This is a genomic window from Pseudoalteromonas sp. SCSIO 43101 (assembly GCF_023650775.1).
In the GTDB taxonomy this organism is placed as follows: domain Bacteria; phylum Pseudomonadota; class Gammaproteobacteria; order Enterobacterales; family Alteromonadaceae; genus Pseudoalteromonas; species Pseudoalteromonas apostichopi.
The window spans coordinates 930229-955479 of sequence record NZ_CP072673.1; the positions used below are offsets into that span (position 1 = coordinate 930229).

Annotated in this window: 23 protein-coding genes; 12 read left to right on the top strand and 11 right to left on the bottom strand. The window is 40.7% G+C overall.

What is annotated here, in order from left to right; all coding sequences use genetic code 11:
• The first annotated feature begins 12 nt into the window (after positions 1-12).
• The gene (gene mrcB, locus J8Z25_RS04395) at positions 13-2340 is read left to right on the top strand and encodes a penicillin-binding protein 1B (RefSeq protein WP_250661728.1); all 2328 of its coding nucleotides are present in this window, start codon (positions 13-15) and stop codon (positions 2338-2340) included.
• Between the two features lie 90 nt (positions 2341-2430).
• Here the strand turns inward: mrcB and hemL are convergent, their stop codons facing one another.
• The 6 genes from hemL to J8Z25_RS04425 form a co-directional block, all read right to left on the bottom strand.
• Positions 2431-3711, bottom strand: coding sequence for a glutamate-1-semialdehyde 2,1-aminomutase (gene hemL / locus J8Z25_RS04400; RefSeq protein WP_239977986.1), 1281 nt, complete (start codon positions 3709-3711; stop codon positions 2431-2433).
• 72 nt (positions 3712-3783) lie between these two features.
• Complete coding sequence (locus tag J8Z25_RS04405; RefSeq protein ID WP_250661729.1) at positions 3784-4800, bottom strand: aspartate carbamoyltransferase; 1017 nt, start codon at positions 4798-4800, stop codon at positions 3784-3786.
• A 104-nt stretch (positions 4801-4904) separates the two neighbouring features.
• Positions 4905-5339, bottom strand: coding sequence for a CopD family protein (locus tag J8Z25_RS04410; protein WP_130049523.1), 435 nt, complete (start codon positions 5337-5339; stop codon positions 4905-4907).
• 20 nt (positions 5340-5359) lie between these two features.
• Entirely contained in the window at positions 5360-7042 is a 1683-nt protein-coding gene (locus J8Z25_RS04415) for a chloride channel protein (protein WP_130049522.1), read from the bottom strand.
• A 98-nt stretch (positions 7043-7140) separates the two neighbouring features.
• Positions 7141-8469 carry a type 2 periplasmic-binding domain-containing protein gene (locus J8Z25_RS04420; protein WP_130049521.1) on the bottom strand — a complete coding sequence of 443 codons (1329 nt, stop codon included), beginning with the start codon at positions 8467-8469 and terminating at the stop codon, positions 7141-7143.
• A 70-nt stretch (positions 8470-8539) separates the two neighbouring features.
• Positions 8540-10915, bottom strand: a complete 2376-nt coding sequence (locus J8Z25_RS04425; protein ID WP_178926668.1) for a diguanylate cyclase domain-containing protein — start codon at positions 10913-10915, stop codon at positions 8540-8542.
• 177 nt (positions 10916-11092) lie between these two features.
• Here J8Z25_RS04425 and erpA point away from each other — a divergent pair, with 177 nt between their 5' ends.
• On the top strand, positions 11093-11431 hold the full coding sequence (gene erpA / locus J8Z25_RS04430; protein WP_036966451.1) for an iron-sulfur cluster insertion protein ErpA: 339 nt from the start codon (positions 11093-11095) through the stop codon (positions 11429-11431).
• 641 nt (positions 11432-12072) lie between these two features.
• On the opposite strand, the gene J8Z25_RS04435 is transcribed toward erpA, so the two are convergent.
• On the bottom strand, positions 12073-12246 hold the full coding sequence (locus J8Z25_RS04435) for a hypothetical protein (RefSeq protein ID WP_178926669.1): 174 nt from the start codon (positions 12244-12246) through the stop codon (positions 12073-12075).
• Between the two features lie 311 nt (positions 12247-12557).
• Here J8Z25_RS04435 and J8Z25_RS04440 point away from each other — a divergent pair, with 311 nt between their 5' ends.
• Positions 12558-12797: a helix-turn-helix domain-containing protein gene (locus tag J8Z25_RS04440; RefSeq protein WP_054562310.1), complete on the top strand. Its 240-nt coding sequence runs from the start codon at positions 12558-12560 to the stop codon at positions 12795-12797.
• Positions 12798-12913: 116 nt separating this feature from the next.
• Here the strand turns inward: J8Z25_RS04440 and J8Z25_RS04445 are convergent, their stop codons facing one another.
• The 4 genes from J8Z25_RS04445 to J8Z25_RS04460 are packed head-to-tail and all read right to left on the bottom strand — an operon-like array spanning position 12914 to position 16649.
• Entirely contained in the window at positions 12914-14293 is a 1380-nt protein-coding gene (locus J8Z25_RS04445; protein WP_130052191.1) for an AmpG family muropeptide MFS transporter, read from the bottom strand.
• A 37-nt stretch (positions 14294-14330) separates the two neighbouring features.
• The gene (locus J8Z25_RS04450; RefSeq protein WP_130052190.1) at positions 14331-14948 is read right to left on the bottom strand and encodes a peptidylprolyl isomerase; all 618 of its coding nucleotides are present in this window, start codon (positions 14946-14948) and stop codon (positions 14331-14333) included.
• 2 nt (positions 14949-14950) lie between these two features.
• Complete coding sequence (locus J8Z25_RS04455) at positions 14951-15502, bottom strand: YajG family lipoprotein (protein ID WP_250661730.1); 552 nt, start codon at positions 15500-15502, stop codon at positions 14951-14953.
• Positions 15503-15515: 13 nt separating this feature from the next.
• Complete coding sequence (locus J8Z25_RS04460) at positions 15516-16649, bottom strand: methyltransferase (protein WP_250662013.1); 1134 nt, start codon at positions 16647-16649, stop codon at positions 15516-15518.
• A gap of 41 nt (positions 16650-16690) precedes the next feature.
• Here J8Z25_RS04460 and J8Z25_RS04465 point away from each other — a divergent pair, with 41 nt between their 5' ends.
• From J8Z25_RS04465 to nqrF, 9 genes are all read left to right on the top strand, one after another.
• On the top strand, positions 16691-17278 hold the full coding sequence (locus tag J8Z25_RS04465) for an alpha-ketoglutarate-dependent dioxygenase AlkB family protein (RefSeq protein ID WP_250661731.1): 588 nt from the start codon (positions 16691-16693) through the stop codon (positions 17276-17278).
• Between the two features lie 73 nt (positions 17279-17351).
• Positions 17352-17663, top strand: a complete 312-nt coding sequence (locus J8Z25_RS04470; RefSeq protein WP_130052187.1) for a BolA family protein — start codon at positions 17352-17354, stop codon at positions 17661-17663.
• Positions 17664-17842: 179 nt separating this feature from the next.
• Positions 17843-19036 (top strand): enoyl-ACP reductase FabV, encoded by a 1194-nt coding sequence (fabV, locus tag J8Z25_RS04475; RefSeq protein ID WP_130052186.1) that lies wholly within the window; start codon positions 17843-17845, stop codon positions 19034-19036.
• Between the two features lie 347 nt (positions 19037-19383).
• Positions 19384-20727 (top strand): Na(+)-translocating NADH-quinone reductase subunit A, encoded by a 1344-nt coding sequence (locus J8Z25_RS04480; RefSeq protein ID WP_130052185.1) that lies wholly within the window; start codon positions 19384-19386, stop codon positions 20725-20727.
• Between the two features lie 4 nt (positions 20728-20731).
• The gene (locus tag J8Z25_RS04485; protein ID WP_130052184.1) at positions 20732-21934 is read left to right on the top strand and encodes an NADH:ubiquinone reductase (Na(+)-transporting) subunit B; all 1203 of its coding nucleotides are present in this window, start codon (positions 20732-20734) and stop codon (positions 21932-21934) included.
• Positions 21927-22679: a Na(+)-translocating NADH-quinone reductase subunit C gene (locus J8Z25_RS04490; RefSeq protein WP_054562304.1), complete on the top strand. Its 753-nt coding sequence runs from the start codon at positions 21927-21929 to the stop codon at positions 22677-22679. The genes J8Z25_RS04485 and J8Z25_RS04490 overlap by 8 nt, the downstream gene beginning before the upstream one ends.
• Entirely contained in the window at positions 22679-23311 is a 633-nt protein-coding gene (locus J8Z25_RS04495; RefSeq protein WP_054554281.1) for an NADH:ubiquinone reductase (Na(+)-transporting) subunit D, read from the top strand. Before J8Z25_RS04490 ends, J8Z25_RS04495 begins: the two co-directional genes overlap by 1 nt.
• Positions 23312-23321: 10 nt before the next feature.
• Complete coding sequence (nqrE, locus tag J8Z25_RS04500; RefSeq protein ID WP_016708692.1) at positions 23322-23930, top strand: NADH:ubiquinone reductase (Na(+)-transporting) subunit E; 609 nt, start codon at positions 23322-23324, stop codon at positions 23928-23930.
• Between the two features lie 19 nt (positions 23931-23949).
• Positions 23950-25176 carry an NADH:ubiquinone reductase (Na(+)-transporting) subunit F gene (gene nqrF / locus J8Z25_RS04505; protein WP_130052183.1) on the top strand — a complete coding sequence of 409 codons (1227 nt, stop codon included), beginning with the start codon at positions 23950-23952 and terminating at the stop codon, positions 25174-25176.
• Positions 25177-25251 lie beyond the last annotated feature (75 nt).

The following is a 25251-nucleotide window of genomic DNA, read 5'->3' on the forward strand; positions in this document are numbered from 1 at the left end:
ATAGCGAACTCAATGGCTGATAAAAAAACTCCTGCAAAAAAATCGTCTAGCAAACCTAAGGCGACATCAAAGAAAAATACCACTAAGCGCTCACGCGCATCCAAAGGCCCAGCTAAAGCCAGTGTAACAAGAAAACTTTGGTCAATCTTTTGGAAGCTTTCGCTCGCATTGATTATTGCTATGGTGCTGTATCTAATTTATTTAGATGCCAAAATTACCCGTCAGTTTGAAGGCAATAAATGGCAGTTACCAGCACAAGTTTATGCCCGTGCAATGAGCTTTTATCCTGGGCAATACTTGTCTCAGCAAGAGGTTATTTGGGAATTGAACCGCTTAAATTACTCATCTGTAAATAAGCTAAGCCGTACCGGTCAGTATGTTAAATCAGCCAATAGTATTAAAGTGTATCGCCGTGAGTTTGAGTTTTATGATGGCCTAGAAGATTCACAAGTAATTGAGCTGCGCTTTTCGGGGCAAAAGTTAGCAACAATCAAAGATAAGTTTGGTCGTCGTTTGAACAGCGCACGATTAGAGCCGGTACAAATTGCCCGAATTGGCAATGACTCAAAACAAGATCGTGAGTTTGTGCCGCTTGATAAATTTCCACCGATGCTAAAAGACACCTTGCTGGTGGTTGAGGACCGTAATTTTTATCAACACCACGGCGTATCTGTGTGGTCAATTATGCGCGCTCTATACAGTAATATTAAAGCTGGTAGAACAGTGCAAGGCGGTAGTACCTTAACTCAGCAATTAGCAAAGAATATTTATTTAACCCGTGAGCGATCGCTGGTGCGTAAGTTTAATGAAGCGCTTATCGCATTAATATTAGATTATCGCTACAGCAAAGATGAAATATTAGAAGCCTACCTCAATGAAGTGTATTTGGGTCAGTCTTACAATCAAGGTGTTCACGGTATGGGTCTTGCCGCTGAGTTTTATTTCTCAAAACCTGTGGATGAACTTGAATACGATCAAATTGCACTGCTTGTGGCTATGGTCAAAGGTCCCTCGTATTACAACCCGCGTCGTTATAGCGAACGTGCAATGGAGCGCCGTGATCTCGTACTTCGTTTAATGGTTGAAAATAAGCTTATTGATACTCGAGAATACCGCGCGGCGTTAAAGCGTCCTATTGATATTGCACCGATGAAAGACAGCCTGCAAAAGTCATATCCGGGTTACTTAGAGTTGGTTAATCGCGAATTAAAACGTTTGTTACCAGATCAGCAGGTGTTAGATGCTGGGGTACGTGTCTTCACCTATTTTGACTTACAAAAGCAAACAGCAATGGAAGAGTCTATTGAAGCAAGTTTACCTTACCTAGAAAGACGCCCAAAAACAGAAGAGCTTGAGGCGGCGATGATCTCTGTTAATGTTGAAAAGGGTGGGGTCTCAGCATTAGTTGCAGGTCGTGACGTACGTTATTTTGGTTTTAACCGAGTGCTAGATACTAAGCGTAACATTGGCTCATTAGTTAAGCCCGCAGTTTATTTAACAGCATTTGAAAGTGGCAAATTTAATGTTGCCACTTTAGTGGATGACTCGCCGCTACAAGTGACTAATGAGCAAGGTAAAGTATGGCAACCTGAGAACTTCGACAAGCAGTTCCGCGGATATATGCCATTATATAAAGCATTTAGTAATAGTATTAATATTCCTGCAGTTAATACTGGTCTTGATGTTGGTGTAGATAAAGTGGCCGATACCTTGAAGCGTTTAGGTGTAGAAGGGCGTATTGATCAATACCCATCATTGCTTTTAGGTGCACTTGAGCTTTCTAGTTTTGAAGTGGCACAGCTTTATACTACCCTTGCCGCAGATGGCCAGTACCGCGAATTAACGTCTATTTCAGCACTGACTGACTCAGTAGGTAAAGTACTTTATAAACATGAAGTGGCTTCGCAAAAACGCTTCGACGATGCATCAATTTACATGACCAAGTACGCAATGAAACGGGTGACCAAAGACGGCACCGCTAAACGTTTAAACGCCCACTTCCCATCAATCCAACTTGCAGGTAAAACAGGCACTAGTAATGATTTACGCGATAGCTGGTTTGCCGGTTTTGACCAAAACACAGTTACTGTTGCATGGATTGGTCGCGACGATAACAAGAGCACAGGTTTAACAGGCAGTGTTGGTGCACTAGAAGCCTATATTCGCTACCTTAAACCACTCAACCCTGAAGCCATAGCGGATACTCGTCCTGCTTCTATTCGTTGGGCCTTTATTAACGAAGAAACCGGTCTGCAAGCGCCTCCGGGTTGCGGTAAAGTTGTGCAGCTACCAATCCGTGTCAGTGAGTTTGAGCCCAGACCAACTTGTGTTAGAGATTAATAACACCTTAAATAAACGAATTGGCAAAGAATAAAAAAAGCCCCAGCATTGAAAAATGCTGGGGCTTTATATTAGCTTTCTTAACGCTTATTAAAGCTTCGCGAATGCGCGCTCTGCTGCTGCAATAGTATCGTTGATCTCTTTTTCAGAGTGTTCAGCACATACAAAGCCAGCTTCGAATGCAGAAGGAGCTAGGTAAACGCCTTCTTCAAGCATTAAGTGGAAGAACTTTTTAAAGCGCTCTAAATCACACTCAGTCGCTTGTTGGTAGCTAGTTACTTTTTCTTTGTCAGTAAAGAAGAAGCCGTACATGCCACCTGCGTAGTTTGTTGTAAGTGGAATACCTGCTTTTTTCGCTGCGGCTTCAAAGCCTTCACAAATTGCTTTGCTCTTAGCTTCTAGTTCATCGTGTAGACCTTCAGCGCATAATAACTCAAGCGACTTTAAGCCTGCAGCCATGGCAATTGGGTTACCTGATAATGTACCCGCTTGATAAACTGGGCCGACAGGTGCGATGAAATCCATGATTTCTTTCTTACCGCCAAATGCACCCACTGGCATACCGCCACCGATTACTTTACCTAGGCAAGTAAGGTCTGGTTTGATGTTGTAGTAAGCTTGTGCGCCACCTAAAGCAACACGGAAACCTGTCATTACTTCATCAAAAATAAGCACTGATTTGTATTCATCACACACTTCACGTAGACCTTCTAAGAAGCCAGGTACAGGTGGAATACAGTTCATGTTGCCAGCAACTGGCTCAACGATGATACAGGCAATGTCGTCAGCGTATTTTTCGAAAATTGCTTTGACTTCATCAAGGTTATTAAACGACACCGTTAATGTGTGCTTAGCAAAATCTTCAGGGATGCCCGGTGAGTTAGGTACACCCATAGTCAATGCGCCTGAGCCTGCTTTTACTAGTAGTGAGTCGGCATGACCGTGGTAACAGCCTTCAAACTTTAAGATTTTGTCACGGCCAGTGAAGCCACGCGCTAAGCGAATTGCACTCATGGTTGCTTCAGTGCCTGAGCTCACCATACGTACTTTTTCGATTGATGGTACGAGCTCTTTTACTTTCTCGGCCATTAAGATTTCAGTTTCGGTTGGCGCACCATAGCTTAAGCCATTTTCAACGGCTTCTAATACCGCTTGTTTAATAGCTGGGTGGTTGTGACCCATGATCATTGGTCCCCATGAACCAACGTAATCGATATAACGGTTACCATCAGCATCAAAGGTAAAAGGACCTTCAGCTTTAGTGATGAATAAAGGAGTACCGCCAACGCCATTGAAGGCACGAACTGGTGAATTAACACCGCCTGGGATTGATTCTTGTGCGCGATTAAAAAGATCTTGGCTAATTGTCATGAATAGTCCTATTGGGTTGTCACGTTAAATGAGTTGGTTTGCAAGGGCTCAAAGAACCCAAAACGAAGCGTGTTAGCTATTACGTTTACGGCTGAACCAAGGCACGTCGACTTCATATTGCTCAACTTTGTCGGCAACATCTAAGGTTAGAGCAAATAACGCCATGCGAATTAACACGCCATTTTGTACTTGGCGAAAAATTGCTAGGTTGTCGTTGCTATTTAAATCGTTATCTAGCTCGTTTGCTTCTAAACGGCTATCTCTAGGAAGTGGGTGCATCAGTACTGAGTTGGGCTTACAGTGTGCGTTGTAAATTGCTTGGCTGATACGAAAACCACCACGGTATTTGTTAGCTTCTTCTTGTGAAGGGAAGCGTTCCTCTTGGATACGGGTTTGATACACAATATCTGCCGCCAAGTTGCCTTCCATTTTATCCACTACTTGTATTTTATGACCAGCGTTATCAACAGCATCCAAAATGTAGTCTGGCATTTGCAAGCCATCAGGTGCCACCATAGAGAATTTTACGTCTTTATAATGACAAAGTAGTTTAGATAGAGAATGTACAGTACGGCCATATTTTAAATCACCTACAAGGGCAATGTGCATACCGTCGATACCTTGGTCGAAACGACCAAGTTCACGTTCGATGGTTAGTAAGTCAAGCAAGGCTTGTGTCGGGTGCTCATTCGAACCGTCACCGCCATTGATAACAGGTACATCGCAACCTGTGGCAAATTCAGCAACAGAGCCTGCGTCTGGATGGCGCATTGCAACTGCATCTGCATACGCTGAGATTACGCGAGCTGTATCATATAAAGACTCACCTTTTGCTAACGCAGAGCTTTGCATGCCCGTGGTTTCACGAACTAAGCCACCAAGTAAGTTAAATGCAGTGCCGAAGCTTACACGGGTACGTGTACTTGGCTCGAAGAACAAGTTCGCTAAAATTGCGCCTTCTAAAACATTGGTGCGCTTTTGCTTTTTAGCATAAGGCTCCATTTTCTTAGCAACTTCAAAAATACGTTCAATACAATCTCGATCAAGCTGATTGACCGACAGGATATTTTCACCTTGGAAACTTAGCATGGGGTTTGTTCCTAATTACATTTATTGGGCGCTGGCGCTCGGTATGGGAGGCCGCATAAATTTGCGCAGTACTATAGCAAATTTTTAGCGTACACAGCAGCAAATTATAAGTTAGGTTTAATAATTGCCAGTGCCACGATAGCTAAAAGGATGAGTACTGGAACTTCATTAAAAATACGGTAAAAGCGATCGCTTCGTGTATTACGGTCATGCTTAAAGTCAGCCAGTAATTTAAAGCAGTAGCCATGGTAGATGTAAAGAATAATTACTAACACAAGTTTGTAGTGCAGCCACATGCTATATCTAAACCAATCACGGCCATATTCAAAAATAGTGAGTACGCCAAACACCAGTGTTAAAACGGCAAACGGTGTAACAAAATAAAGTAAACGACGCTCCATTACTTTAAGCATTGAGTTGCAGGCTTTTTCTTCACTCATTGCATGGTAAACAAATAGTCTTGGCAGGTAAAAAATACCTGCAAACCAAGCAATCATAAAAAATACGTGGAAAGTTTTATAAACTAATAGTGCAGTCATTTAAGCATCCATTTTAATTGTTATAACAAGCTGTTACGTATGGTAAGGATATGTCTGATTTGGTCCCAACGCAAAAGTCCCATAATTTGTTGGTTATCAAGCAGGTTGTAAATATACACTGCACCGCTGCGCTTATCTTTTAGTAAGTCAAAGGCATCGGCTAAAGTGGCTTGGCTACTTAAGCCCGCAAGGCTAACATATTTGATATTACTTTCTTGGTCAGACATCAAACTTAAATCATACTCTGCGAGGCGGTAGCCATTTTCTTCATCATGAACAATAAGAGGGGTTTGGCTATCAAGGGCATCCAGCGACTCTTTGATTTGTTGTTTGTCGTCACTGTAGAGTAGCTTGAATTGTTCATCCATTTCATCCATCACCCCGACTTTTTGCAATGCTTCGGTGGCTGGTGATATTTGATATTCAAGCCCTTGGAAATCGAGTTGTTGCATAAAAATAGAGCGGTTACCAAAAAACTGCAGTGCAGTGACATAGGCCGTTGAGATCACAATCATCGCAGGCACAATAATCTCAGGACTTGAAGTTAACTCCATAACCGTGGTTAAAGCTGCAAGTGGTGCGTGTAATGTCGCGGCCAATAACCCTGCCATGCCAAGCATGCTATAGGTACCTGTGATATCAACACCTGGGCTAATAAACTGTGCAAAAAAGGCCATTAAGGTGCCCATCAAAACTCCTAGCCCAATAACAGGGCCGATGATTCCGCCGGGGATACCTAAACCAATAGCAAACAAGGTGGCGAGTAATTTGGCAATCAAGATGGTTGTTAAAAACTGCACATCGTCAGGTGATTCAATAGCAATAGTAATAGCACTCATACCAGAGCCCATTGCATGAGGGACCATATAAGCAATCAAGCCCGCGATAAATCCTGCCAGTAATAGGCGAGGAAACATGCTAAGTGGTTTAAATGTGCGAATTATGAGCATTAAGTTTTGGTTAAACGCATAAGCAACAGCGCCAAGTGCCATACCAAAAATGATTAAAAATGGATAATGCCAACCACTCAATGGGTTCATGGTGATAAGCGCAAGCTCTGAAGCATCACCGAAGACAAATTGAGTTGCTAATGCCCCTGTAACCGCTGCAAGCATGATGGGCACGAAAATATGCACTTTATATTCCCTGAGCACCACCTCCATTACAAATATGACGGCTGCTAGTGGTGTATTAAACGATGCGGCAATACCAGCCGCGACACCACAACCCGTAAGAGTGCGCATTGCATTATGGGGAAGGTGTAACTTGTCGGCGAGTAAACTCGCACCTGTTGCGCCCATATGTACTGATGGACCTTCTCGACCAACTGAAAAACCACTAATTAGAGCTAGTGCACCACCGACAAATTGGTTGACCGTGTTATAGAGCGGCATATGACCATAATGTTTTTTAATGCGGTGTATTACGAATGGGATGCCAAGGCGATAATGCTTAAAGCCTGTTAAGGCGGCAAATAAGGCAATTAATAAGGCTGCACCAACAGGCATTATCACCCGTTCGTAAGTTGGTAAAGTGGTAAAATCGTCGGGCTTATCTAAAAATAAGCTTTGAAAAAACATGATGGTGAGGCGAAAAAGTATGATCAACACTGCCGCAATTAACCCTGCACTTACACCAAGTAAGCACAATTGCACAGATGTTTTAGGCTTTGCTAGGCGACGTCTTAGTCTCTCAAGCCACATGCATATTTCCTCACAGCACTTTTGAGCTGCAGTTTAGCAAATCAAATTCACTAAGTCGTTGGGATTTTATAATTTATCCGCATTTTGGGTAAATTTAGCTAATCTGTGCTGTTGTTAATTTGCTTCGTTAATTCAGGTAAGCGAGCGGTAATTGCTTTAGATAATTCATCTACAAGCGGTGCGTGTTTTTTATGAATAACTGTGTTTATAGCCAATTGTCTTAAGATAACCACAGAGAAGTCATTTTGAAAAGTGTTGATATCGCTATTCAGTGCAGGGTAGAGCGCATAATCTAGACGGCCTTTTTTTAACATTTTAAGGGTATGGCTTAAGTCTTCGTTATTAATAATTTCTGCCTTAATATCAAACTCGCTGAGAATTTCGGTATCACCAATAGAGCTCATAATTCGATTATTTGGTTTAGCTAAAATATCCCGGTCACATGGCCTTGATTTTCGACACAAAAGTACCAAGTTTATAATGCCAAGACTTGGCTCAACGACAATCACGTTGTCGAACTTTTTTAGGTTGCTTTTTGAACGCACAATATCACCGTCAACCACGCCTGCGTTCAATAGCAATACGCCTCTTCTAGCCGGGGTTGCTTGCATCTGAACCTTGATATTTAAATCACTATAAACATCAGCCATTATTTCTTTAAAAGGAGTGATGCGAGGTATATCTATATAGGTTAACAACAATTTTTTTGGCCGAGAGTAGTTTGTTGCTAAAGAACTAGTGCCAGCAAATAAATCATTGAGTAAAGTGATTTTAGCCTGATTTTCCGCATTATCTCTCATACCAATCACTAACGGGAAGTCTGGAAACTGAGTCACTATTTTTGGCTCTGGGAAGTTCTGCTGCCTTGCAAAGTAATTAAGAACTTTTGGTGCACTAATCGCAAAATTAATTTGCTTAGTTTGCATTAAGTGAAACAACTCTTCATCGTTTGTTGTTTTTACTATGCTGTCTTCATAGGATTTGATTACTTTTTTGATAACATCAGGGTAGGTGTAGGGCCCAACAACTCCTACTTTATTTTCACTAAAAAGCTGTTCAATATTTTCAAAATCCTGTGGGTTTGACTGGGTAGTAATAACCGCTATTTGGGAGTTTAAGATAGTTGGTGAGGCAATAAAACCAGGCATTATTTCTGAAGGCCAAGCAGGATAATAACCAAGGTAGCCTGTTAACTCGGCTTTTTTTATAGCATCCTGCCAAGGTAAGTATTCAACCTCAAGACTTATAGATTGTTTAGCAAGCGAGCTTCTTAAAAAAGCGATGGCATCTCCGCCATTTTCCATTTCACTGCTAGCATATGGAGGGAATTCTAGTGAGGTTATTTTCCAAGTTTCTTGTAACCTTGTACTAGCCGCTGAAGATGAGCTGAAAACAAGTATAATAAGAGCATAAAAACAAGTGCGCATGGTAAAAAGTTTTTATTAATTGTTTAATAAGTATACGTCTAAATTAGATTTATTATCAGTATTTATTTGCTTATTTACAGCTCATAACATTACAGCTAAAGCAGTGATGCTTTTGGTTATACATGCGTTTGTCGGCCATGCTTAGCAATTCATCAAATGATTGAGCATCGTCGGGGTATAGTGCAAAACCAACACTCGCTTCAACTTGCAAATCACCAAACTCAGATTTTATAGGCGCTTTAATTGCACATATCAAGCGTGATAGCGCACGGTTTATTTGTGCTTGGCTCTCTATGTCGGTAACAATAACCACAAACTCATCTCCACCAATGCGTGCAACGCAATCGGTCTTGCTAGCTGTATCTTGTAAGCGTTTGGCAACCTCTACCAAAACTTTATCCCCCATAGCATGGCCATGGCTATCGTTAATCGGCTTAAACTTATCAAGATCAAAGTACAAGCAACCTACTTTAGAGCCTGTCTTTTCAACCCGAGCAAATTCTTGTTTGATGAAACGCTCAAGCGCATTTCGGTTCGCTAAACCAGTAAGATGGTCTGTTTGTGCCAGCTGTCGTATTTTTTTCTCTGCCATAACTCGTTTCGTAATATCGAAATTAACGCCAATCATACGGTTGCCGTATATTCTGCCATCAGCATTGATATAGCGGGTTTTGCCAGAAGGCAGAACTATTTGAAACTCTGCGTGGAACTCTTCGCCATTTAAGATCGCGAGTTTTAGCTTGTTGGTCACGTCTTCATATTCATCTGGATGCAGGCTATTTGCCCAAGCTGAATAGTCCCCTTTAAATTCTGATTTTGGGATCTCGAATAAGGTATGCATCCAGTCATCCCAAATCAGTTCGTTAGTATCAAAGTTCCATTCCCATATGCCAATATGTGCGGCATCAGCTGCCATAGACATACGCTGGTGTAAGCTTTCAAGCTCGCTTTTAGCTTGTTTTAATTCAGTCACATCTTCAGATACATCCAGTAAATATTGTGCTTTACCGTTGCTGTCTTTTATTGCGAGTTTACGGGTTTTTAGGTAGTGAGTATTGCCATCGATAGTGATTGGATTTTCATCGATAGTAAGGGTGTCATCTCCTTTTAATACATCGCGATCGGTTTGCACGAAGCTGACTGCTTGTTCATTACTAAAAATATCAAAGTCATTTAAGCCGATTAGTTGATTTTTACTTTTACCAAGTAGTTGCTCACCGGCCTTATTTACATGGCTAAATGTTAAATGCCCAGCTTCTTTCACAAACAACATAATTGGCAAATTATCGAAAATAGTTTGCGTAAAGGCTTCTTGATTTCGAATATCAGAGAGATCTTTTATGGTTGCAACATAAGGTCCGGACTCTTTTTTACCAATTGAACTGATTGCTAAAGTTATAGGAAACCGCTTTTTGTTCACTCGTTGTCCTTTTAAAAGTCGGCTGGTCCCTTTACCTGCACTTTTTTTGCTAAGCTGTGAGTCTCGTAAAATTTCATCAAGTTCTATAGAATTTTCCGGTATGAGAGTGCGAATATGTTTACCAATTAAGTCGTGTGGCTGGTAACCAAAAATGTGGATAACAGCAGGGTTGGCAAATTCAATTCTCCCTTCATTATTAAAGCTAATAACCGCATCTTTTACCGTACTAAGCACAGCTTTTAATTTTGCCGATAACAAGCTCCTTGCTCTGAGCTCAACAACACCCAGTACAAGCAGGCTTAATGCTGCAAGAATAAAAATAATAAGTTGAGCTAACGTTGAGTAGTCATGGTTCGTAACATAAGTGGTATATTCAGTTTCAAAAACCGACATCGATATCATGCCGATGTAATGCATCCCCGAGATTGCACTGCCCATTATCAAGGCAACGACCAGATTCATTCGTGTTTTATGAACGCCTTTGGCAAGTCGAAAATCATTAATCTTTAGTGCGATACCTGATAAAACAATAGCTACGAGAATAGACAAAGAGAACAGCCAAGGTTCATAGGCCATTTTTGCAGGTATAACCATCGCCATCATACCAACAAAATGCATACAACCGATTCCTGCACCCATTAAAATACTTCTGAAGAATAATCCTTTATCCGTTTGTAAGGCAGGGGATAGTACGATGTAACTGGCAAATACACTTGGTAAAATTGAGACCAAGGTGATGCTAATATTGTATTCAATAGGGATGGGTAAGTTATATGCAAGCATACCAACAAAGTGCATTCCCCAAATCCCTATTCCTAAAAAGCAAGAAGCCATGATGGTCCAGACCTGACTTTCATTTTTTAGATAAGAGTGCTTGATACGGGCAGATAATAAAAAAGAAATATAGGAAGCGAATATGGCTATGAGGATTGAAGCAGAAACGAGTAGTAAATCGTAGTCTGCCGGAATGACCTGTGCACTGTTTAAGTGATCAGTTATAAAGTGAAGCTTGAAGTGCTCTATCACAATTACCTTTCCTCAGTGCAAAATATCGCCAGCTAAAATGTAGTACAAATTAACTTTAGTCCAATACAAATAGGTTAGCCAATTGTCCCGCTAAATTGAGTTGCCCCATGTGGATACTTGATTAAAACACTCGGGTATTAGATAATTGCAACCATTATAGGTTTTGAGGGTTTTGGTATGTCAGATGAGTTGCCAATCAAGTTCAGCGATGCAGCGGCTGTTCGTGTTAAACAGTTAATCGAAGAAGAAGAGAATCCAGATCTTAAACTGCGTGTTTACGTCACGGGCGGTGGTTGCTCAGGATTTCAATATGGTTTTACTTTTGATGAAAAAGCTAACCCTGGCGATTTAGAAATTGTAAAAAATGGTGTGACACTAGTTGTTGATCCCATGAGTATTCAATATCTGGTTGATGGTACTGTTGATTACACTGAAGGACTTGAAGGTGCACGCTTTTTTGTGAATAACCCGAATGCAACAACTACCTGTGGTTGCGGAGCCAGCTTCAGCGTTTAATTAGGTATTTATGAAAGCCACTTGATGTGGCTTTTTTATTGCTTTAACTTCTCATAAAACCCCGTCTCAGCTAAATATTACGTATTATTAGCAGGATTTTTTGCGTAGCCACGCTTACAGACATAGTTAGAGCAGCAAGGGCTCATTCCTCGTGTGACAAGTAAAGTGTGTGGTGAAACGCAAGAGCGAGATGTGTAAGAAGCCTTTATTGAGCATGCATTTGTGTCTGCGCTGTTCGTGATGGGTATCATATTGTGAAGGCAATTTAACAGCTTTTATCAGGCGTTTTTGATTTTAAGTGCCATGCTATTTTCAACTGTGGTTTGTTCTTAGTTTAATTGTATTAAAGCAACCTTTTGGTATCGTGATAAATAACAATATAGTATTGATTAATACTCATAATGTTTAACACAACCTAGGTCTAGCAACAAAAGAGGCGATTTAGCGAACCGGTGCCCAGCGTTTGCATCCGGTACTGTTAACTACCTTTTTGTGATTACTGCCGATGGTGAGTGCATTGGCAACGGTTGTTGCCAGTGAGTTAACATTTGTCACAGAGTACTTTCGCCATTTTGTTGATGCTCAGAGATCGTCATTAGTTATCGGTAAATTCGTTACTGTTTAATTAAAAATGAGTGACCCTAGTGTTGGGTCACTTTAATCATCAGTAAAAAGAAGCCTAAAACTAACGCAGATGCGATTAAAATATATACAAATCCTTTCTTGCCTTGCTTAATTGGTACGCCATTTTGTTTTAAAAACAGGTACCAGACCGCACACAGTACAATTGGCAACAAAAATAATATACGAAACATTTCCTAGCCTTTTTCAGTATTTACATACACTTTAAGCATAAATATGCAGAATTTAAAGCGATACTTTCATCTTGTTACGCTTCCAATTGATCAATTTTTTGGTACAGTTAACCAGTTAACTATAGAGCACTTGCTTTTATTTTAGCTACACTTTGACTTGTGTACAAAAACGGTTCATACCTAAAAGGTAGACATTTGTATCATTAATTACTCAAAGTTAAAGTTATTAGTATATAATGTATCCAAGAGTGAGACGGGCAAATTTCGCTCTTAAATTATTAACTTGAATCATCTAGTAGGAGATGTATTTTATGATGGGTAAAACTGTTTCTTCTGAAGAAAACTCGAAATTAACGAAATGGCTTAAAACTAAACGTCACGAAAAAGGTCACACAATGCGTAGCCTTGCTCAGGTTTTAGGTACACCACATTCTTTCATTGGTAAAATTGAAAACCAAGAACGTCGTTTAGATGTTATTGAATTCATGCGTTATTGTGATGCTCTAGAAGTTGACCCATATGAAGGTCTTAACTTGCTAAAAGACGCTTAATTATTCATTACTAAAAGCGAAACGCCGCTTTTAAAGTAATATAAATAGTGCAAGGAAGCACTGTTTAATCCCCTCCCTTGCACTTTTTCAAATTAATCACATTCGTATAAAATATGTTAATTACTTTGATGATAGTTGTTTTCTAACGCATAAAGCTTATGGCGAATTAAGAATAAAAATACGAGTGATGGGATCACCATTAGTGCTGTTAGTACAAAGAACATCGCCCAATTACCCGCTAACCAGTCGTCAATAACCACGCCGCTATAGCTTGAAAGCAAGGTTCTTCCTAAATTACCTAATGAAGCAAGTAACGCATAGTGAGTGGCACTAAAAGCTCTGTCGCAAAGCATAGATATGAATGCCACCATGGCAACCAGAGACCAAGCTTGGGTAAAACCATCAACGATAATAGCAAACGCGTATAGGCTTAGTTTAGGACCAGCAATTGCAATCCAAGCAAAGGCAAGATTTGAGGCTGCCATCGCAATACCACTAATAAATAAGCCTTTAACAATGCCATAGCGTTGATTGAATAAGCTACCTAAAAAGGTAAAGGCGATGGTGAGAATAGCAGTGCCAACTTTAGAGAAGGTTGCAATATCGCTATTTGAAAAGCCCACTTCTTTATAAAACACGATAGACATTCGACCCAAAAAGGCTTCACCGATTTTAAATAAGAAGATAAAGGCCAATAATGCCAATGCTGTTTTTACGCCATTACGGGCGAAGAAGGTTCTAAACGGATCAAAAACGGTTACAGCAAGCCAGGCAACGATTTTAGCAAAGCGAGTTTGTGTACTGCCAGCAAGCTTTTGTTGATATGTTTGTTCAAGCTCAGCTTGAACTGCTTCGCGATTTGATTCTGGCTCTTTTGCCCACAATACGCTGCTCATCAATAGCAACATCACTCCAGACAAGAAAAAATAGACTTGCGGCCAATCAATCGAAGGAATGTCAGCCATATAAAATGGCAGGGCGCCTAATAAGGCATAGCCGCTCCACCATCCTGAAGTGGCCATTGCTGCAGCTGCGGTGGTTTTATGGCTCTCATTTTCGGCCAAAGTATCGATACGAAACGCATCAATAGCAATATCTTGAGTCGCTGAGGCAATCGCAATAACAAAACACAATGCGGCTGCGAACCAGAGGTTGGTTTTGATATCGAGCCCTGCAAGCGAAAAGGTACCAATAAAAATGACCGACTGACAGAGTAAAATCCAGCTGCGTCGCTGGCCTAGCCAATTATATAAAAAAGGTAACTTTATACGGTCAACGAGCGGTGACCATAAAAAGTTAATGCTATACGCACCAAACACGATGCCGAATAAACCAATCATGCTACGGCTCAGGCCTTCATCTTTTAACCAAGCCGACATGACAGAGCCAATCAATACCCAAGGAAAGCCGCTACTAATACCAAAAATAAAAATATTGATTAAACGTTTATCTTTGAAGTACGAGAAATACTCTGAAATAGAAAGGGTTTTTGTCATAGTGTTGCCAGTTTTAAGGGGCTTGCGCCCCTATTTATTATTGATTAGCGTCTAGCACTTTTACGTTTAAGATAACAACCGGTGTTTTTGGTACAAAGCTGTAACCAATTTTTTCGTTGAATGCAGTTTCGACACGCATGATTTTATCTAATGTGTCATAGCCATCCATTACCATACCAAATACAGCAAAACCCCAATCACGGCCTGGGTTAAGGTGATCGTTATCGTCCATGTTGAAGAAAAACTGACGCGTACCTGAGTGTGGTTTTCGGTCTTGGTATGCCATAGCGATACTATACATATCATTTTTTAAACCGTTGCCGCTTTCATTAAAAATAGGGTCGTTTTCGTGCAGACCATCGTAATCTTTATCGTAACCACCACCTTGAATAACAAAATCACGTTCGTTGTCTTCATCACGCTCAACACGGTGAAATACACTACCCTGATAACTGCCATCTGCAACGTAAGTTAAAAAATTATTTACTGTAATTGGTGCTCTTGAGCGATCCATTTCGACCACAATACTGCCAAGCGTAGTGACAATTTCAACGCGTGGAAACATGTTGTCTTTTTGAATAAATTTACCCTCAGTCGCTGCGAATGAACTGTGAGCAAACAACAATACAAAACTAAGTAAAAAAATACGCTTCATAGTTAACCTTCTAAGTAGGCGATTAATTCTGGGTCAGATACAATGCGGGTAATTATTTGTTCAGTCAACTTATTAAGCTGACCTTCTATTTTTGCGCGATCATGTCTGAGCGGCCCTTCAATAGTCGCATTACCTTGGTAAATTTTATTGAAAGTGCTCGCATTTTTGACCACTCGTACCCCAAATTCTATTGTTGCATTGCTGCTATGGGACATCATTTTTTCTGTAACAACCGCTTGTAGCTTGTGAATATCTAATTCAAAACGCGTTGTTGATAAGTTTGAAATGTTTGCACCATTTCGGCTTAAAGCACTGTCTAAGGTGCTTTTTACAGAATCAGTAATTCCTGGGCTTGCAAGAGTTTTAATCTTGTCAGATTCAATTATTTTTAGGGTTACGTTGTCGCCACGTAAGTCAATCACGCTAGTACTAACATTGGCACTAATATTTGAAATTTTCCCGCCTTGATATACTGGGTTAAAAATTAATTGATTAGGCTGGTTGCTACACGCAGTAAGTGCGGCTAACAAATATAAAGGAAGTAATCTTTTCATGAAGTAAGCTCCATTAATTATTTTTTGTAGCACTCAGTACTACAAACTTCTTGTTTGACCCAAGTAACTTACAATTGCCGAACATGCGTTTTAATTTTTCATGGTAGTCAAGGTGACGATTACCAATTATTCTTAATTCACCGCCTTGTTTTAATGTTTGTTTTGCCTGTTTAAACATTTGCCAAGCAATGTGATCCGTGACGGCTTGTGCTTGGTGGAATGGTGGGTTACATAATACAATGTCAGCACTATTCGGCTTAAAATCGGTTAAACAGTCGTTTTGGGCAAATTCACACTGCGCTAATTGCTCTGGTAAATTGTGAGTGACGTTTAATTTAGCTGATTCAACGGCCATATACGACTCATCTACGAACGTTATATAGGCGTTAGGGCAACGATTTAAGGTCATCAAGCCAACAACACCGTTACCACAGCCTAAATCAATGATACTGCGTGATTTGCTTGTTTGCGGTAAATAGTTAAAGAAAAAACGCGCGCCAATATCTAATGAATCTCGTGAAAAAACATTTGCATGGTTTTGTATTTCAAATTCACTACCTTCTAGAGGCCAGTTAACAGGGTAGGGAGCTACTTTATTAAGACCACTGGTTTTACTGATGACTAAACGAGATTTTTTTACCGCTAAACTCGTCGATGTTTCACCAATATACTGGCTAAAGGCTTTGATGGTTGAATTATGGATATCTTTCGTTTTACCAGCAGCAATAACATCGATGTCACTAGGCAAAGCAGCACTAATTGCAGCAAGTTGATGCTGAAGATAGCCTAAATTGCGTGGCACTTTTAAAATCACTAAATCAACCTGATTAGGTAACGCTGCTAATGAGTCCAATTGTGTTAAAGATTCTGTTGATAGCTCATTGGCTTGTAAATTATAACGAGTAGCTTGGTGGGCAATATACGAGTCGTTAACTGAATGAACTGTTAATGTATTTAAAGCACAGGCTAACGCGCCAAAGCTGTCATTGAGTATTAGGATTGAATTTGCATGCGGATAGTGCTCTTGTACATAATTGACAAGGTACTCATCGCCTGAGTCCCAGGCTTGAAGACTGCGATTTTTTTGATCTAACGGAAAGCGTTCTAGGGTATAGGTGTTATCACCGAGCTGTGCTTGGGTGGTCATCATGATTTTACGAATGTATTAATGTATAGGTAAATTCTAACATGCAACAGCCAAACGCCAACCCTAATCATTTGCCTGAGGGGTTTTATTATCAAGCTAATTCATTAAGTGCACAAAAAAGCCTCGAGTTATTTTACTATCTACAGCAGCACCTAAATTGGCAGCAACCAACGATAAAGGTATATGGAAAAAGCCATGTGATCCCGCGTTTGCAATGCTTTATTGCTGATCCGAATGTTAACTATGGCTATTCAGGGTCACAGCTAATTGTTGAACCGTGGCCAGAGGTGCTTGATGCTATGCGTGCGCGTTTATCTAAAGCAATGCATATTCCATTTAATGCATTATTGGTAAATTTATACCGTGATGGGCAAGATTGTATGGGCTGGCATAGTGATGATGAGAAAGAACTTGGTGAGCAACCAACAATCGCTTCTGTATCACTAGGGGCCGAACGGATATTTAAAATAAAACATAAACACAATAATGAACAACATAGTGTTGTGCTGCAAAGTGGTAGTTGTTTAATTATGAATGGATTTAGCCAGCGAGATTACCAACATAGTTTACCAAAGCAGCAAAAACTTAAACACCCTCGAATTAACCTTACCTTTCGTTCAATCGTATAAAATCATTGGCAAAATGAGTCATGCCCTTGATATAGTAGCTAACAATTATTTTGCTATTAAAGGTCTATGACACATGTCAATGCAACAACAAATTGAGGAAAAGCTCGCGGCAGGTATCGAATGTAAACACCTAAATGTTGTCAACGAAAGTCATATGCATAGCCGTGGAACCGAATCGCACTTTAAAGTGGTTGTTGTGAGTGAAGAGTTTGCTGGTAAACGTTTGCTTGCCCGTCATCGTCAAATAAATGAGCTATTAAAAGATGAATTAGCAAACCATATTCATGCATTAGCAATTCACACTTTTACTCCAGAAGAGTTCAGTGAACAACATGGACAGGCACCTGAGTCACCGAAATGCTTAGGTGGCTCAAAGTTCGATTAAATTAGCAGGACAGTCACCTAAAATTAGATGGACAGTCACTGTAACTAGCTTGTTACTTGGGTATTTTAAGCTCGAAAGATTTAAGTGGGTCTGAAAAGTTTTTACTGATCAGACCTGTATTTTAACTATTAGCCTTTAAACTAGCGCTAATTTTTATTGTGATAGATATAGGATGATCAATGGTCATTAAGCCGAAAATTCGTGGATTTATCTGCACTAACGCGCATCCAGTAGGGTGTGCTGAGCACGTACAAGAACAAATTAATTATGTGAAAGCGCAAGGACCACTAAGCAATGCACCTAAAAATGTATTAGTGATTGGTGCGTCTACAGGTTACGGCCTAGCATCACGTATCACAGCTGCATTTGGTGGCGGTGCTAAAACGCTAGGTATTTTCTTTGAAAAAGAAGGTAGCGAACGCAAAACAGGTTCTGCAGGTTGGTACAACACTGCGGCATTCCAAGCAGCTGCTGAAGAAGCCGGTTTATGGTCTAAGAATATCAATGGTGATGCGTTTTCTAACGAAATTAAGCAAAAAGCAATTGATACAATCAAAGCTGATTTAGGTAAAATTGATTTAGTTATCTACAGCCTTGCGTCACCTCGTCGTACTGATCCAAATACAGGTGAAACTTACTCATCAACACTTAAGCCAATCGGCTCTGATATCACAACGAAGAACTTAAATACTTCAAAGCGCGTGATTGATGAAGTAACCGTTGAAGCGGCAAGCCAAGAAGACATCGACAATACAATTAAAGTAATGGGCGGTGAAGATTGGGAAATGTGGATTGACGCGCTTAAAGAAGCAGATGTTCTTGCTGATAATTTTAAAACAACAGCTTACACTTATATCGGTAAAGAGTTAACATGGCCAATTTACGGTCATGCGACAATTGGTAAAGCGAAAGAAGATCTTGACCGTGCAACACAAGCAATCAAAGAGTCTACAAAAGACTTAAATGGCGAAGCGTATGTTTCTTCATTAAATGCGGTTGTGACACAAGCAAGCTCAGCAATTCCAATTATGCCTTTATATATCTCTGCTTTATTCAAAGTAATGAAAGCAGACGGCACATACGAAGGTACCATTGAGCAAATTCATTCGCTATTTACTGAGAACCTTTACGGTGAAACGCCACGTTTTGACGAAGGTGGTCATTTATTCCAAAACTACAAAGAGTTAGAAGATGATGTTCAAGCTCGTGTACAACATGTTTGGGATACAGTAGATACAGATACAATCGACGAATTAACGGATTACGTGGGTTACCACAATGAGTTTTTACGTTTATTCGGTTTTGGTATCGACAGTGTAGATTACGAGCAAGATGTGAATCCTGATGTTGCGATTTCACAACTAATCGATTAATTGCTAAACAAACTGATTTTGAAAAGTCGCTTTTTTAAGCGACTTTTTTGTTTCTGGGTGAAAATAAAACACCATCAATAGCACTTTGGTCTATATTGAATTTTATTCAAATGGTTTTTGTAGTCTAAATAACCGTATCTGTCGTATAAATTTCATATTTGCTCTCGCATAGTCACCCTGATTGATGTTAAAATTCGGGCAATATATGTGAGGAGTTTACTGCGTTGCTTGTTTGGGGTGTTAAACAGGCTATTCTTTGATATTTAGAGTTTAACTTGAGCATATCAAATGGCGACGTGGTTGGTACGATTTTTCAGTTTCTTTCCGTTAATGTAATGCAAGTGCGTATGATCAACATAAAAAAAGGTCTGGATTTACCGATAGAGGGCGCACCTCAGCAAGTTATTCATGATGGTTCTGCCGTCAAACGTGTAGCTGTGCTAGGTGAAGAATATATTGGTATGCGTCCAACCATGCATGTTCGCGTGGATGACCAAGTCAAAAAAGGCCAGGTACTTTTTGAAGACAAAAAGAACCCAGGCGTCTTATTTACTGCACCAGCTTCTGGGGTAGTAAAAGAAATTAATCGTGGTGCTAAACGTGTGCTGCAATCTGTTGTTATTGAAGTTAATGGCAGTGAGCAAATCACCTTTGACTCTTTCAAGGCCGACGAGCTTTCGAGCTTAGACCGTGAAAAAGTTAAAGAAGTACTAGTTCAGTCAGGTCAATGGACAGCACTTCGTGCTCGCCCATTTAGCAGAGTAGCTGCTTTGGATGCAAATCCTAGCTCTATCTTTGTTACGGCTATCGACACTAACCCGCTAGCTGCAGATCCTGCAGTAATCATTGCTGAGAATACTCAAGCATTTGAAGCTGGTTTAGCTGTGGTATCTCGTTTAACTGACGGTAAAGTATTTGTTTGTAAACAAGCTGGTAGCCAAGTGCCTAGTTCATCAATCCCTCAAGTAGAAGTACATGAGTTTGGTGGCAAGCATCCGGCTGGTCTTGTTGGTACACACATTCATAACTTAGACCCAGTTTCTGCAAGCAAGCAGGTTTGGCACTTAGGTTACCAAGACGTAATTGCGTTTGGTAATTTATTCCTAACAGGTGAAATTTTCACAGACCGTGTAGTTTCTCTTGCAGGTCCTCGTGTTAAAAACCCACGCTTAGTGAAAACTCAGTTAGGTGCATCTTTAGATGATTTAGTTGCTGGCGAATTAGAAGACGGTGATAACCGTGTAATTTCTGGTTCTGTATTATCTGGCGCTATTTCTCAAGGTCCACACGCGTTCTTAGGTCGTTACCATGTTCAAGTATCTGTATTACTTGAAGGTCGCGAAAAAGAGCTGTTCGGTTGGATTGCACCAGGTGCTAACAAGTTCTCAGTAACACGTACCTTCTTATCTCACCTTGCTCCTAGCCGTCTATTTAACATGACGACTTCAACAGGTGGTTCGAAGCGTGCCATGGTTCCAATTGGTAGCTATGAGCGTGTTATGCCTTTAGACATCCTACCTACACTATTATTACGTGATCTAATCGCACGTGATCTTGATGGTGCAATTTCGTTAGGTGCGCTAGAGCTTGATGAAGAAGATTTAGCATTATGTACCTTCGTTTGTCCAGGTAAATACGAGTACGGTTCAATCCTACGCGATTGCTTGACTACGATCGAGAAGGAAGGCTAGAGAGATGGGTTTAAAGAAATTTCTAGAAGATATTGAGCCGCATTTTGAACCGGGTGGTAAACACGAAAAATGGTATGCGCTTTACGAAGCAGCTGCGACTATTTTCTACACGCCAGGTTACGTAAATAAAGGCAAAACACACGTTCGTGATAACATCGACCTAAAACGTATGATGATTTTAGTGTGGATGGCGACGTTCCCTGCAATGTTTTTTGGTATGTTCAACATCGGCCATCAGGCTGCAGGTGCTTTAGCGCAAGGTTTTGAACTAGCAAACACATGGCAAGTTGGTCTGTTCCAATTATTCGGTGGTGAATTAACTGCTGACTCTGGTTGGGGCGCGAAAATGTTTTACGGTGCCTGCTTCTTCCTACCTATCTACGCAGTAACGTTTGCTGTAGGTGGTTTCTGGGAAGTACTATTTGCTTCAGTGCGTAAGCACGAAGTAAATGAAGGTTTCTTCGTAACATCTGTACTGTTCGCACTAATCCTGCCTGCAACGATTCCTTTATGGCAAGTTGCACTAGGTATTACGTTTGGTGTTGTAATCGCTAAAGAAATCTTTGGTGGTACAGGTCGTAACTTCCTTAACCCTGCTCTTGCCGGTCGTGCGTTCTTATTCTTCGCATACCCAGCGCAAATTTCAGGTGACACAGTATGGACAGCCGTAGATTCATTCTCTGGTGCGACTATGCTAGGTCAAGCAGTGGTTGGTTCACTTGATTACAGCAACATGGAACTATGGTGGAATGCGTTCTACGGTTTCATTCAAGGTTCTGTAGGTGAAACGTCAACACTAGCACTATTAATCGGTGGTTTATTCCTAATTTATGTGCGTATCGCTTCTTGGCGTATCGTTCTAGGTGTATTCCTAGGTATGGTTGCAACGGCATTCTTACTAAATACAGTTGGTTCTGAAACTAACGCAGTATTTGCTATGCCTTGGCACTGGCACTTAGTTCTTGGTGGTTTTGCATTTGGTATGTTCTTCATGGCAACAGACCCAGTATCTGCATCATTCACAGACAAAGGTAAGTTCGCTTACGGTGCGTTAATCGGCTTTATGGTTGTAATGATCCGTGTTGTTAACCCGGCATTCCCTGAAGGTATGATGCTAGCAATCTTATTTGCTAACTTATTTGCACCATTATTCGATCACTTTGTAGTGCAAGCTAATATCAAGCGGAGGTTGGCACGTAATGTCTAGTAATAACGAATCAATCGGCAAAACGCTAACCGTTGTTGTTGCACTATGTTTAGTGTGTGCAATCATCGTATCGTTTGCTTCAGTTCAGCTTCGTCCTTTACAGCAAGCTAACAAAACACAAGATATTCAACGTAATATCTTAGCGGCTGCAGGCATTGAAGTATCAGGTACTGTGTCAGATACCTTTAACTCAAAAATTGAAGCTCGTGTTGTAGACATGAACACAGGTGAGTTTGTTGAAGGTGCTGATCCTAACTCATTTGACTTCGAGAAAACAAAATTCGACCAAGCTCGTAGCTTTGCGTTGAAAGCAGAAGGAATTAAAGACATCGCTGGTATTCAGCGTATGACAAAAAATTCACCTGTTTATATTTCGAAGAAACCTGATGGTTCTACAGATGCAATCATTCTACCAATCCAAGGTTATGGCCTTTGGGGTGTAATGTACGGCTTCTTAGCGCTTGAAAGCGATGGTGAAACAGTTAAAAACATCAACTTCTTCAAGCACAACGAAACGCCAGGTCTAGGTGGTGAAATCCAAAATCCACAATGGACTGCTAAATGGCAAGGTAAAGAGTTACCAATCAATATCATGAAGAGCGGTGCAAAGAATGAACATCAAATCGATGGTCTTTCTGGTGCAACATTAACTTCAAACGGTGTTGATCATACAGTTGACTTCTGGACTGGCGAGCATGGCTTTGGTCCATTCCTTGCGAAAGTACGTGAAGGAGCGTTGAAATAATGGCTGATACTAAAGAAATGAAGTCGGTCCTATTTGGCCCGGTATTCGCAAATAACCCGATCGCATTACAAGTACTAGGTATTTGTTCTGCGCTAGCGGTAACATCAAGCTTAAAAAATGCACTAATCATGTCAATCGCATTGACACTAGTAACAGCGTTTTCTAGCTTGTTTATTTCGTCAATTCGTAATCACATCCCATCATCTGTACGTATCATCGTGCAAATGACGATCATCGCATCACTTGTAATCGTTGTTGACCAAGTACTGCAAGCGTTCTCTTATGCAACAGCTAAAGAGCTTTCAGTATTCGTTGGTCTAATCATTACAAACTGTATCGTAATGGGTCGTGCTGAAGCATACGCAATGAAGTCACCACCGTTAATGTCTTTCCTAGACGGTATCGGTAACGGTTTAGGCTACTCAGTAGTACTATTAACTGTTGGTTTCATCCGTGAGTTATTCGGTAAAGGTTCACTATTCGGTGTTGATATTATTCCACTTGTACAAAATGGTGGCTGGTATCAACCAATGGGTCTATTGATTTTACCACCGAGTGCATTCTTCATTATTGGTTTATTCATCTGGGTACTTCGTACCTTTAAGAAAGACCAAGTAGAAGCAAAAGCGTAAGGGGCGAGCAGTGGAACATTATATTAGTTTATTTGTAAAAGCGGTTTTCATTGAAAACTTAGCTTTAGCCTTCTTCCTAGGTATGTGTACTTTCCTTGCAGTATCGAAGAAAGTAACAACATCAATCGGCCTAGGTGTGGCAGTTATCGTGGTACTAGGTATCTCAGTACCTGTAAATAACTTGGTTTATCATGCTGTTCTTGCACCAGGTGCATTAGAGTGGCTTGGCTACCCAGAGGCAGACCTTAGCTTCTTACGTTTCTTGACTTTCATCGGTGTTATTGCAGCACTTGTACAAATTCTTGAAATGGCATTAGATAAGTTCTTCCCTGCACTTTATAACGCGTTAGGTATCTTCCTACCATTGATCACAGTTAACTGTGCGATCTTCGGTGCGGTATCTTTCATGGTTGAGCGTAACTATAACTTCGGCGAGTCTGTTGTTTATGGTATCGGTTCAGGTGTGGGCTGGGCACTAGCAATTACTTTACTTGCTGGTATCCGTGAAAAAATGAAGTACTCAGACGTTCCTGATGGCTTACGTGGTTTAGGTATTACTTTCATCACAGTTGGTCTGATGGGTCTTGGCTTTATGTCATTCTCTGGTATTTCACTTTAATAGGTAGCGAGGATAAATCATGAATGAGATTTTCTTAGGCGTTGGTGTTTTCATCGCTATCGTTGTTATTTTAGTTTTAGTTATCATTGGTGCTAAATCTAAATTAGTAGCAAGCGGCGATATCATCATCGGAATTAATGGCGACCCAGAAAAAGCTATTAAAACATCTGCAGGTAGCAAGCTATTAGGTGCGCTAGCTGATTCAGGTATCTTCGTTTCATCTGCATGTGGTGGCGGTGGCTCTTGTGGTCAGTGTCGTGTTCACATCAAAGAAGGTGGCGGCGATATCCTACCAACAGAACTTGATCACATCTCTAAAGGTGAAGCTCGTGAAGGCTGCCGTTTAGCGTGTCAGGTAAATGTTAAGAACGACATGGAAATTGAGCTTGAAGAGTCAATTTTCGGTGTTAAAAAGTGGGACTGTACGGTTATCTCTAACGATAACAAAGCAACTTTCATCAAGGAGCTTAAGTTACAAATTCCTGATGGCGAGTCAGTACCGTTCCGTGCCGGTGGTTATATTCAAATTGAAGCGCCAGCACACCACGTTAAATACGCTGACTTCGATATTCCAGAAGAGTATCGTGGCGACTGGAACCACTTCGGTTTCTTCGATCTGGAGTCTAAAGTAGACGACGAAACAATTCGTGCATACTCAATGGCTAACTACCCAGAAGAAGAAGGCATCATCATGCTTAACGTGCGTATCGCTACGCCGCCGCCAAGAGACCTAAGCCTTCCATGTGGTAAAATGTCTTCGTACATTTGGTCACTAAAAGAAGGTGATAAAGTGACTATTTCTGGCCCATTCGGTGAGTTCTTCGCGAAAGACACTGATGCAGAAATGGTATTCGTAGGTGGTGGTGCAGGTATGGCACCAATGCGTTCACATATCTTTGACCAACTTAAGCGTTTACAATCTAAGCGTAAGATGAGCTTCTGGTATGGTGCGCGTTCTAAGCGTGAAATGTTCTACGTAGAAGATTTCGACGGCTTAGCTGCAGAAAACGATAACTTTGTATGGCACACAGCACTGTCTGATCCACAACCAGAAGATAACTGGGAAGGTTATACAGGCTTCATCCATAACGTACTTTATGAAAACTACTTGAAAGATCATGAAGCGCCGGAAGATTGTGAGTTCTACATGTGTGGTCCTCCAATGATGAACGCGGCTGTTATCAACATGCTTAAAGATCTTGGTGTAGAAGACGAAAACATCTTATTAGATGACTTCGGTGGCTAACACCATACACAAAACAATAAGTTTTGGTTAGAATACAGGCCTCGTAGCACATAGTGTTACGAGGCTTTTTTATTT

What these genes read in the sequence shown, in the direction of transcription:
- mrcB (WP_250661728.1), top strand. Translation starts at nt 13, where the DNA reads ATGGCTGATAAAAAAACTCCTGCAAAAAAATCGTCTAGCAAACCTAAG.
- hemL (WP_239977986.1), bottom strand. Translation starts at nt 3,711, where the DNA reads ATGACAATTAGCCAAGATCTTTTTAATCGCGCACAAGAATCAATCCCA.
- J8Z25_RS04405 (WP_250661729.1), bottom strand. Translation starts at nt 4,800, where the DNA reads ATGCTAAGTTTCCAAGGTGAAAATATCCTGTCGGTCAATCAGCTTGAT.
- J8Z25_RS04410 (WP_130049523.1), bottom strand. Translation starts at nt 5,339, where the DNA reads ATGACTGCACTATTAGTTTATAAAACTTTCCACGTATTTTTTATGATT.
- J8Z25_RS04415 (WP_130049522.1), bottom strand. Translation starts at nt 7,042, where the DNA reads ATGTGGCTTGAGAGACTAAGACGTCGCCTAGCAAAGCCTAAAACATCT.
- J8Z25_RS04420 (WP_130049521.1), bottom strand. Translation starts at nt 8,469, where the DNA reads ATGCGCACTTGTTTTTATGCTCTTATTATACTTGTTTTCAGCTCATCT.
- erpA (WP_036966451.1), top strand. Translation starts at nt 11,093, where the DNA reads ATGTCAGATGAGTTGCCAATCAAGTTCAGCGATGCAGCGGCTGTTCGT.
- J8Z25_RS04435 (WP_178926669.1), bottom strand. Translation starts at nt 12,246, where the DNA reads ATGTTTCGTATATTATTTTTGTTGCCAATTGTACTGTGTGCGGTCTGG.
- J8Z25_RS04440 (WP_054562310.1), top strand. Translation starts at nt 12,558, where the DNA reads ATGATGGGTAAAACTGTTTCTTCTGAAGAAAACTCGAAATTAACGAAA.
- J8Z25_RS04445 (WP_130052191.1), bottom strand. Translation starts at nt 14,293, where the DNA reads ATGACAAAAACCCTTTCTATTTCAGAGTATTTCTCGTACTTCAAAGAT.
- J8Z25_RS04450 (WP_130052190.1), bottom strand. Translation starts at nt 14,948, where the DNA reads ATGAAGCGTATTTTTTTACTTAGTTTTGTATTGTTGTTTGCTCACAGT.
- J8Z25_RS04455 (WP_250661730.1), bottom strand. Translation starts at nt 15,502, where the DNA reads ATGAAAAGATTACTTCCTTTATATTTGTTAGCCGCACTTACTGCGTGT.
- J8Z25_RS04460 (WP_250662013.1), bottom strand. Translation starts at nt 16,649, where the DNA reads ATGACCACCCAAGCACAGCTCGGTGATAACACCTATACCCTAGAACGC.
- J8Z25_RS04465 (WP_250661731.1), top strand. Translation starts at nt 16,691, where the DNA reads ATGCAACAGCCAAACGCCAACCCTAATCATTTGCCTGAGGGGTTTTAT.
- J8Z25_RS04470 (WP_130052187.1), top strand. Translation starts at nt 17,352, where the DNA reads ATGTCAATGCAACAACAAATTGAGGAAAAGCTCGCGGCAGGTATCGAA.
- fabV (WP_130052186.1), top strand. Translation starts at nt 17,843, where the DNA reads ATGGTCATTAAGCCGAAAATTCGTGGATTTATCTGCACTAACGCGCAT.
- J8Z25_RS04480 (WP_130052185.1), top strand. Translation starts at nt 19,384, where the DNA reads ATGATCAACATAAAAAAAGGTCTGGATTTACCGATAGAGGGCGCACCT.
- J8Z25_RS04485 (WP_130052184.1), top strand. Translation starts at nt 20,732, where the DNA reads ATGGGTTTAAAGAAATTTCTAGAAGATATTGAGCCGCATTTTGAACCG.
- J8Z25_RS04490 (WP_054562304.1), top strand. Translation starts at nt 21,927, where the DNA reads ATGTCTAGTAATAACGAATCAATCGGCAAAACGCTAACCGTTGTTGTT.
- J8Z25_RS04495 (WP_054554281.1), top strand. Translation starts at nt 22,679, where the DNA reads ATGGCTGATACTAAAGAAATGAAGTCGGTCCTATTTGGCCCGGTATTC.
- nqrF (WP_130052183.1), top strand. Translation starts at nt 23,950, where the DNA reads ATGAATGAGATTTTCTTAGGCGTTGGTGTTTTCATCGCTATCGTTGTT.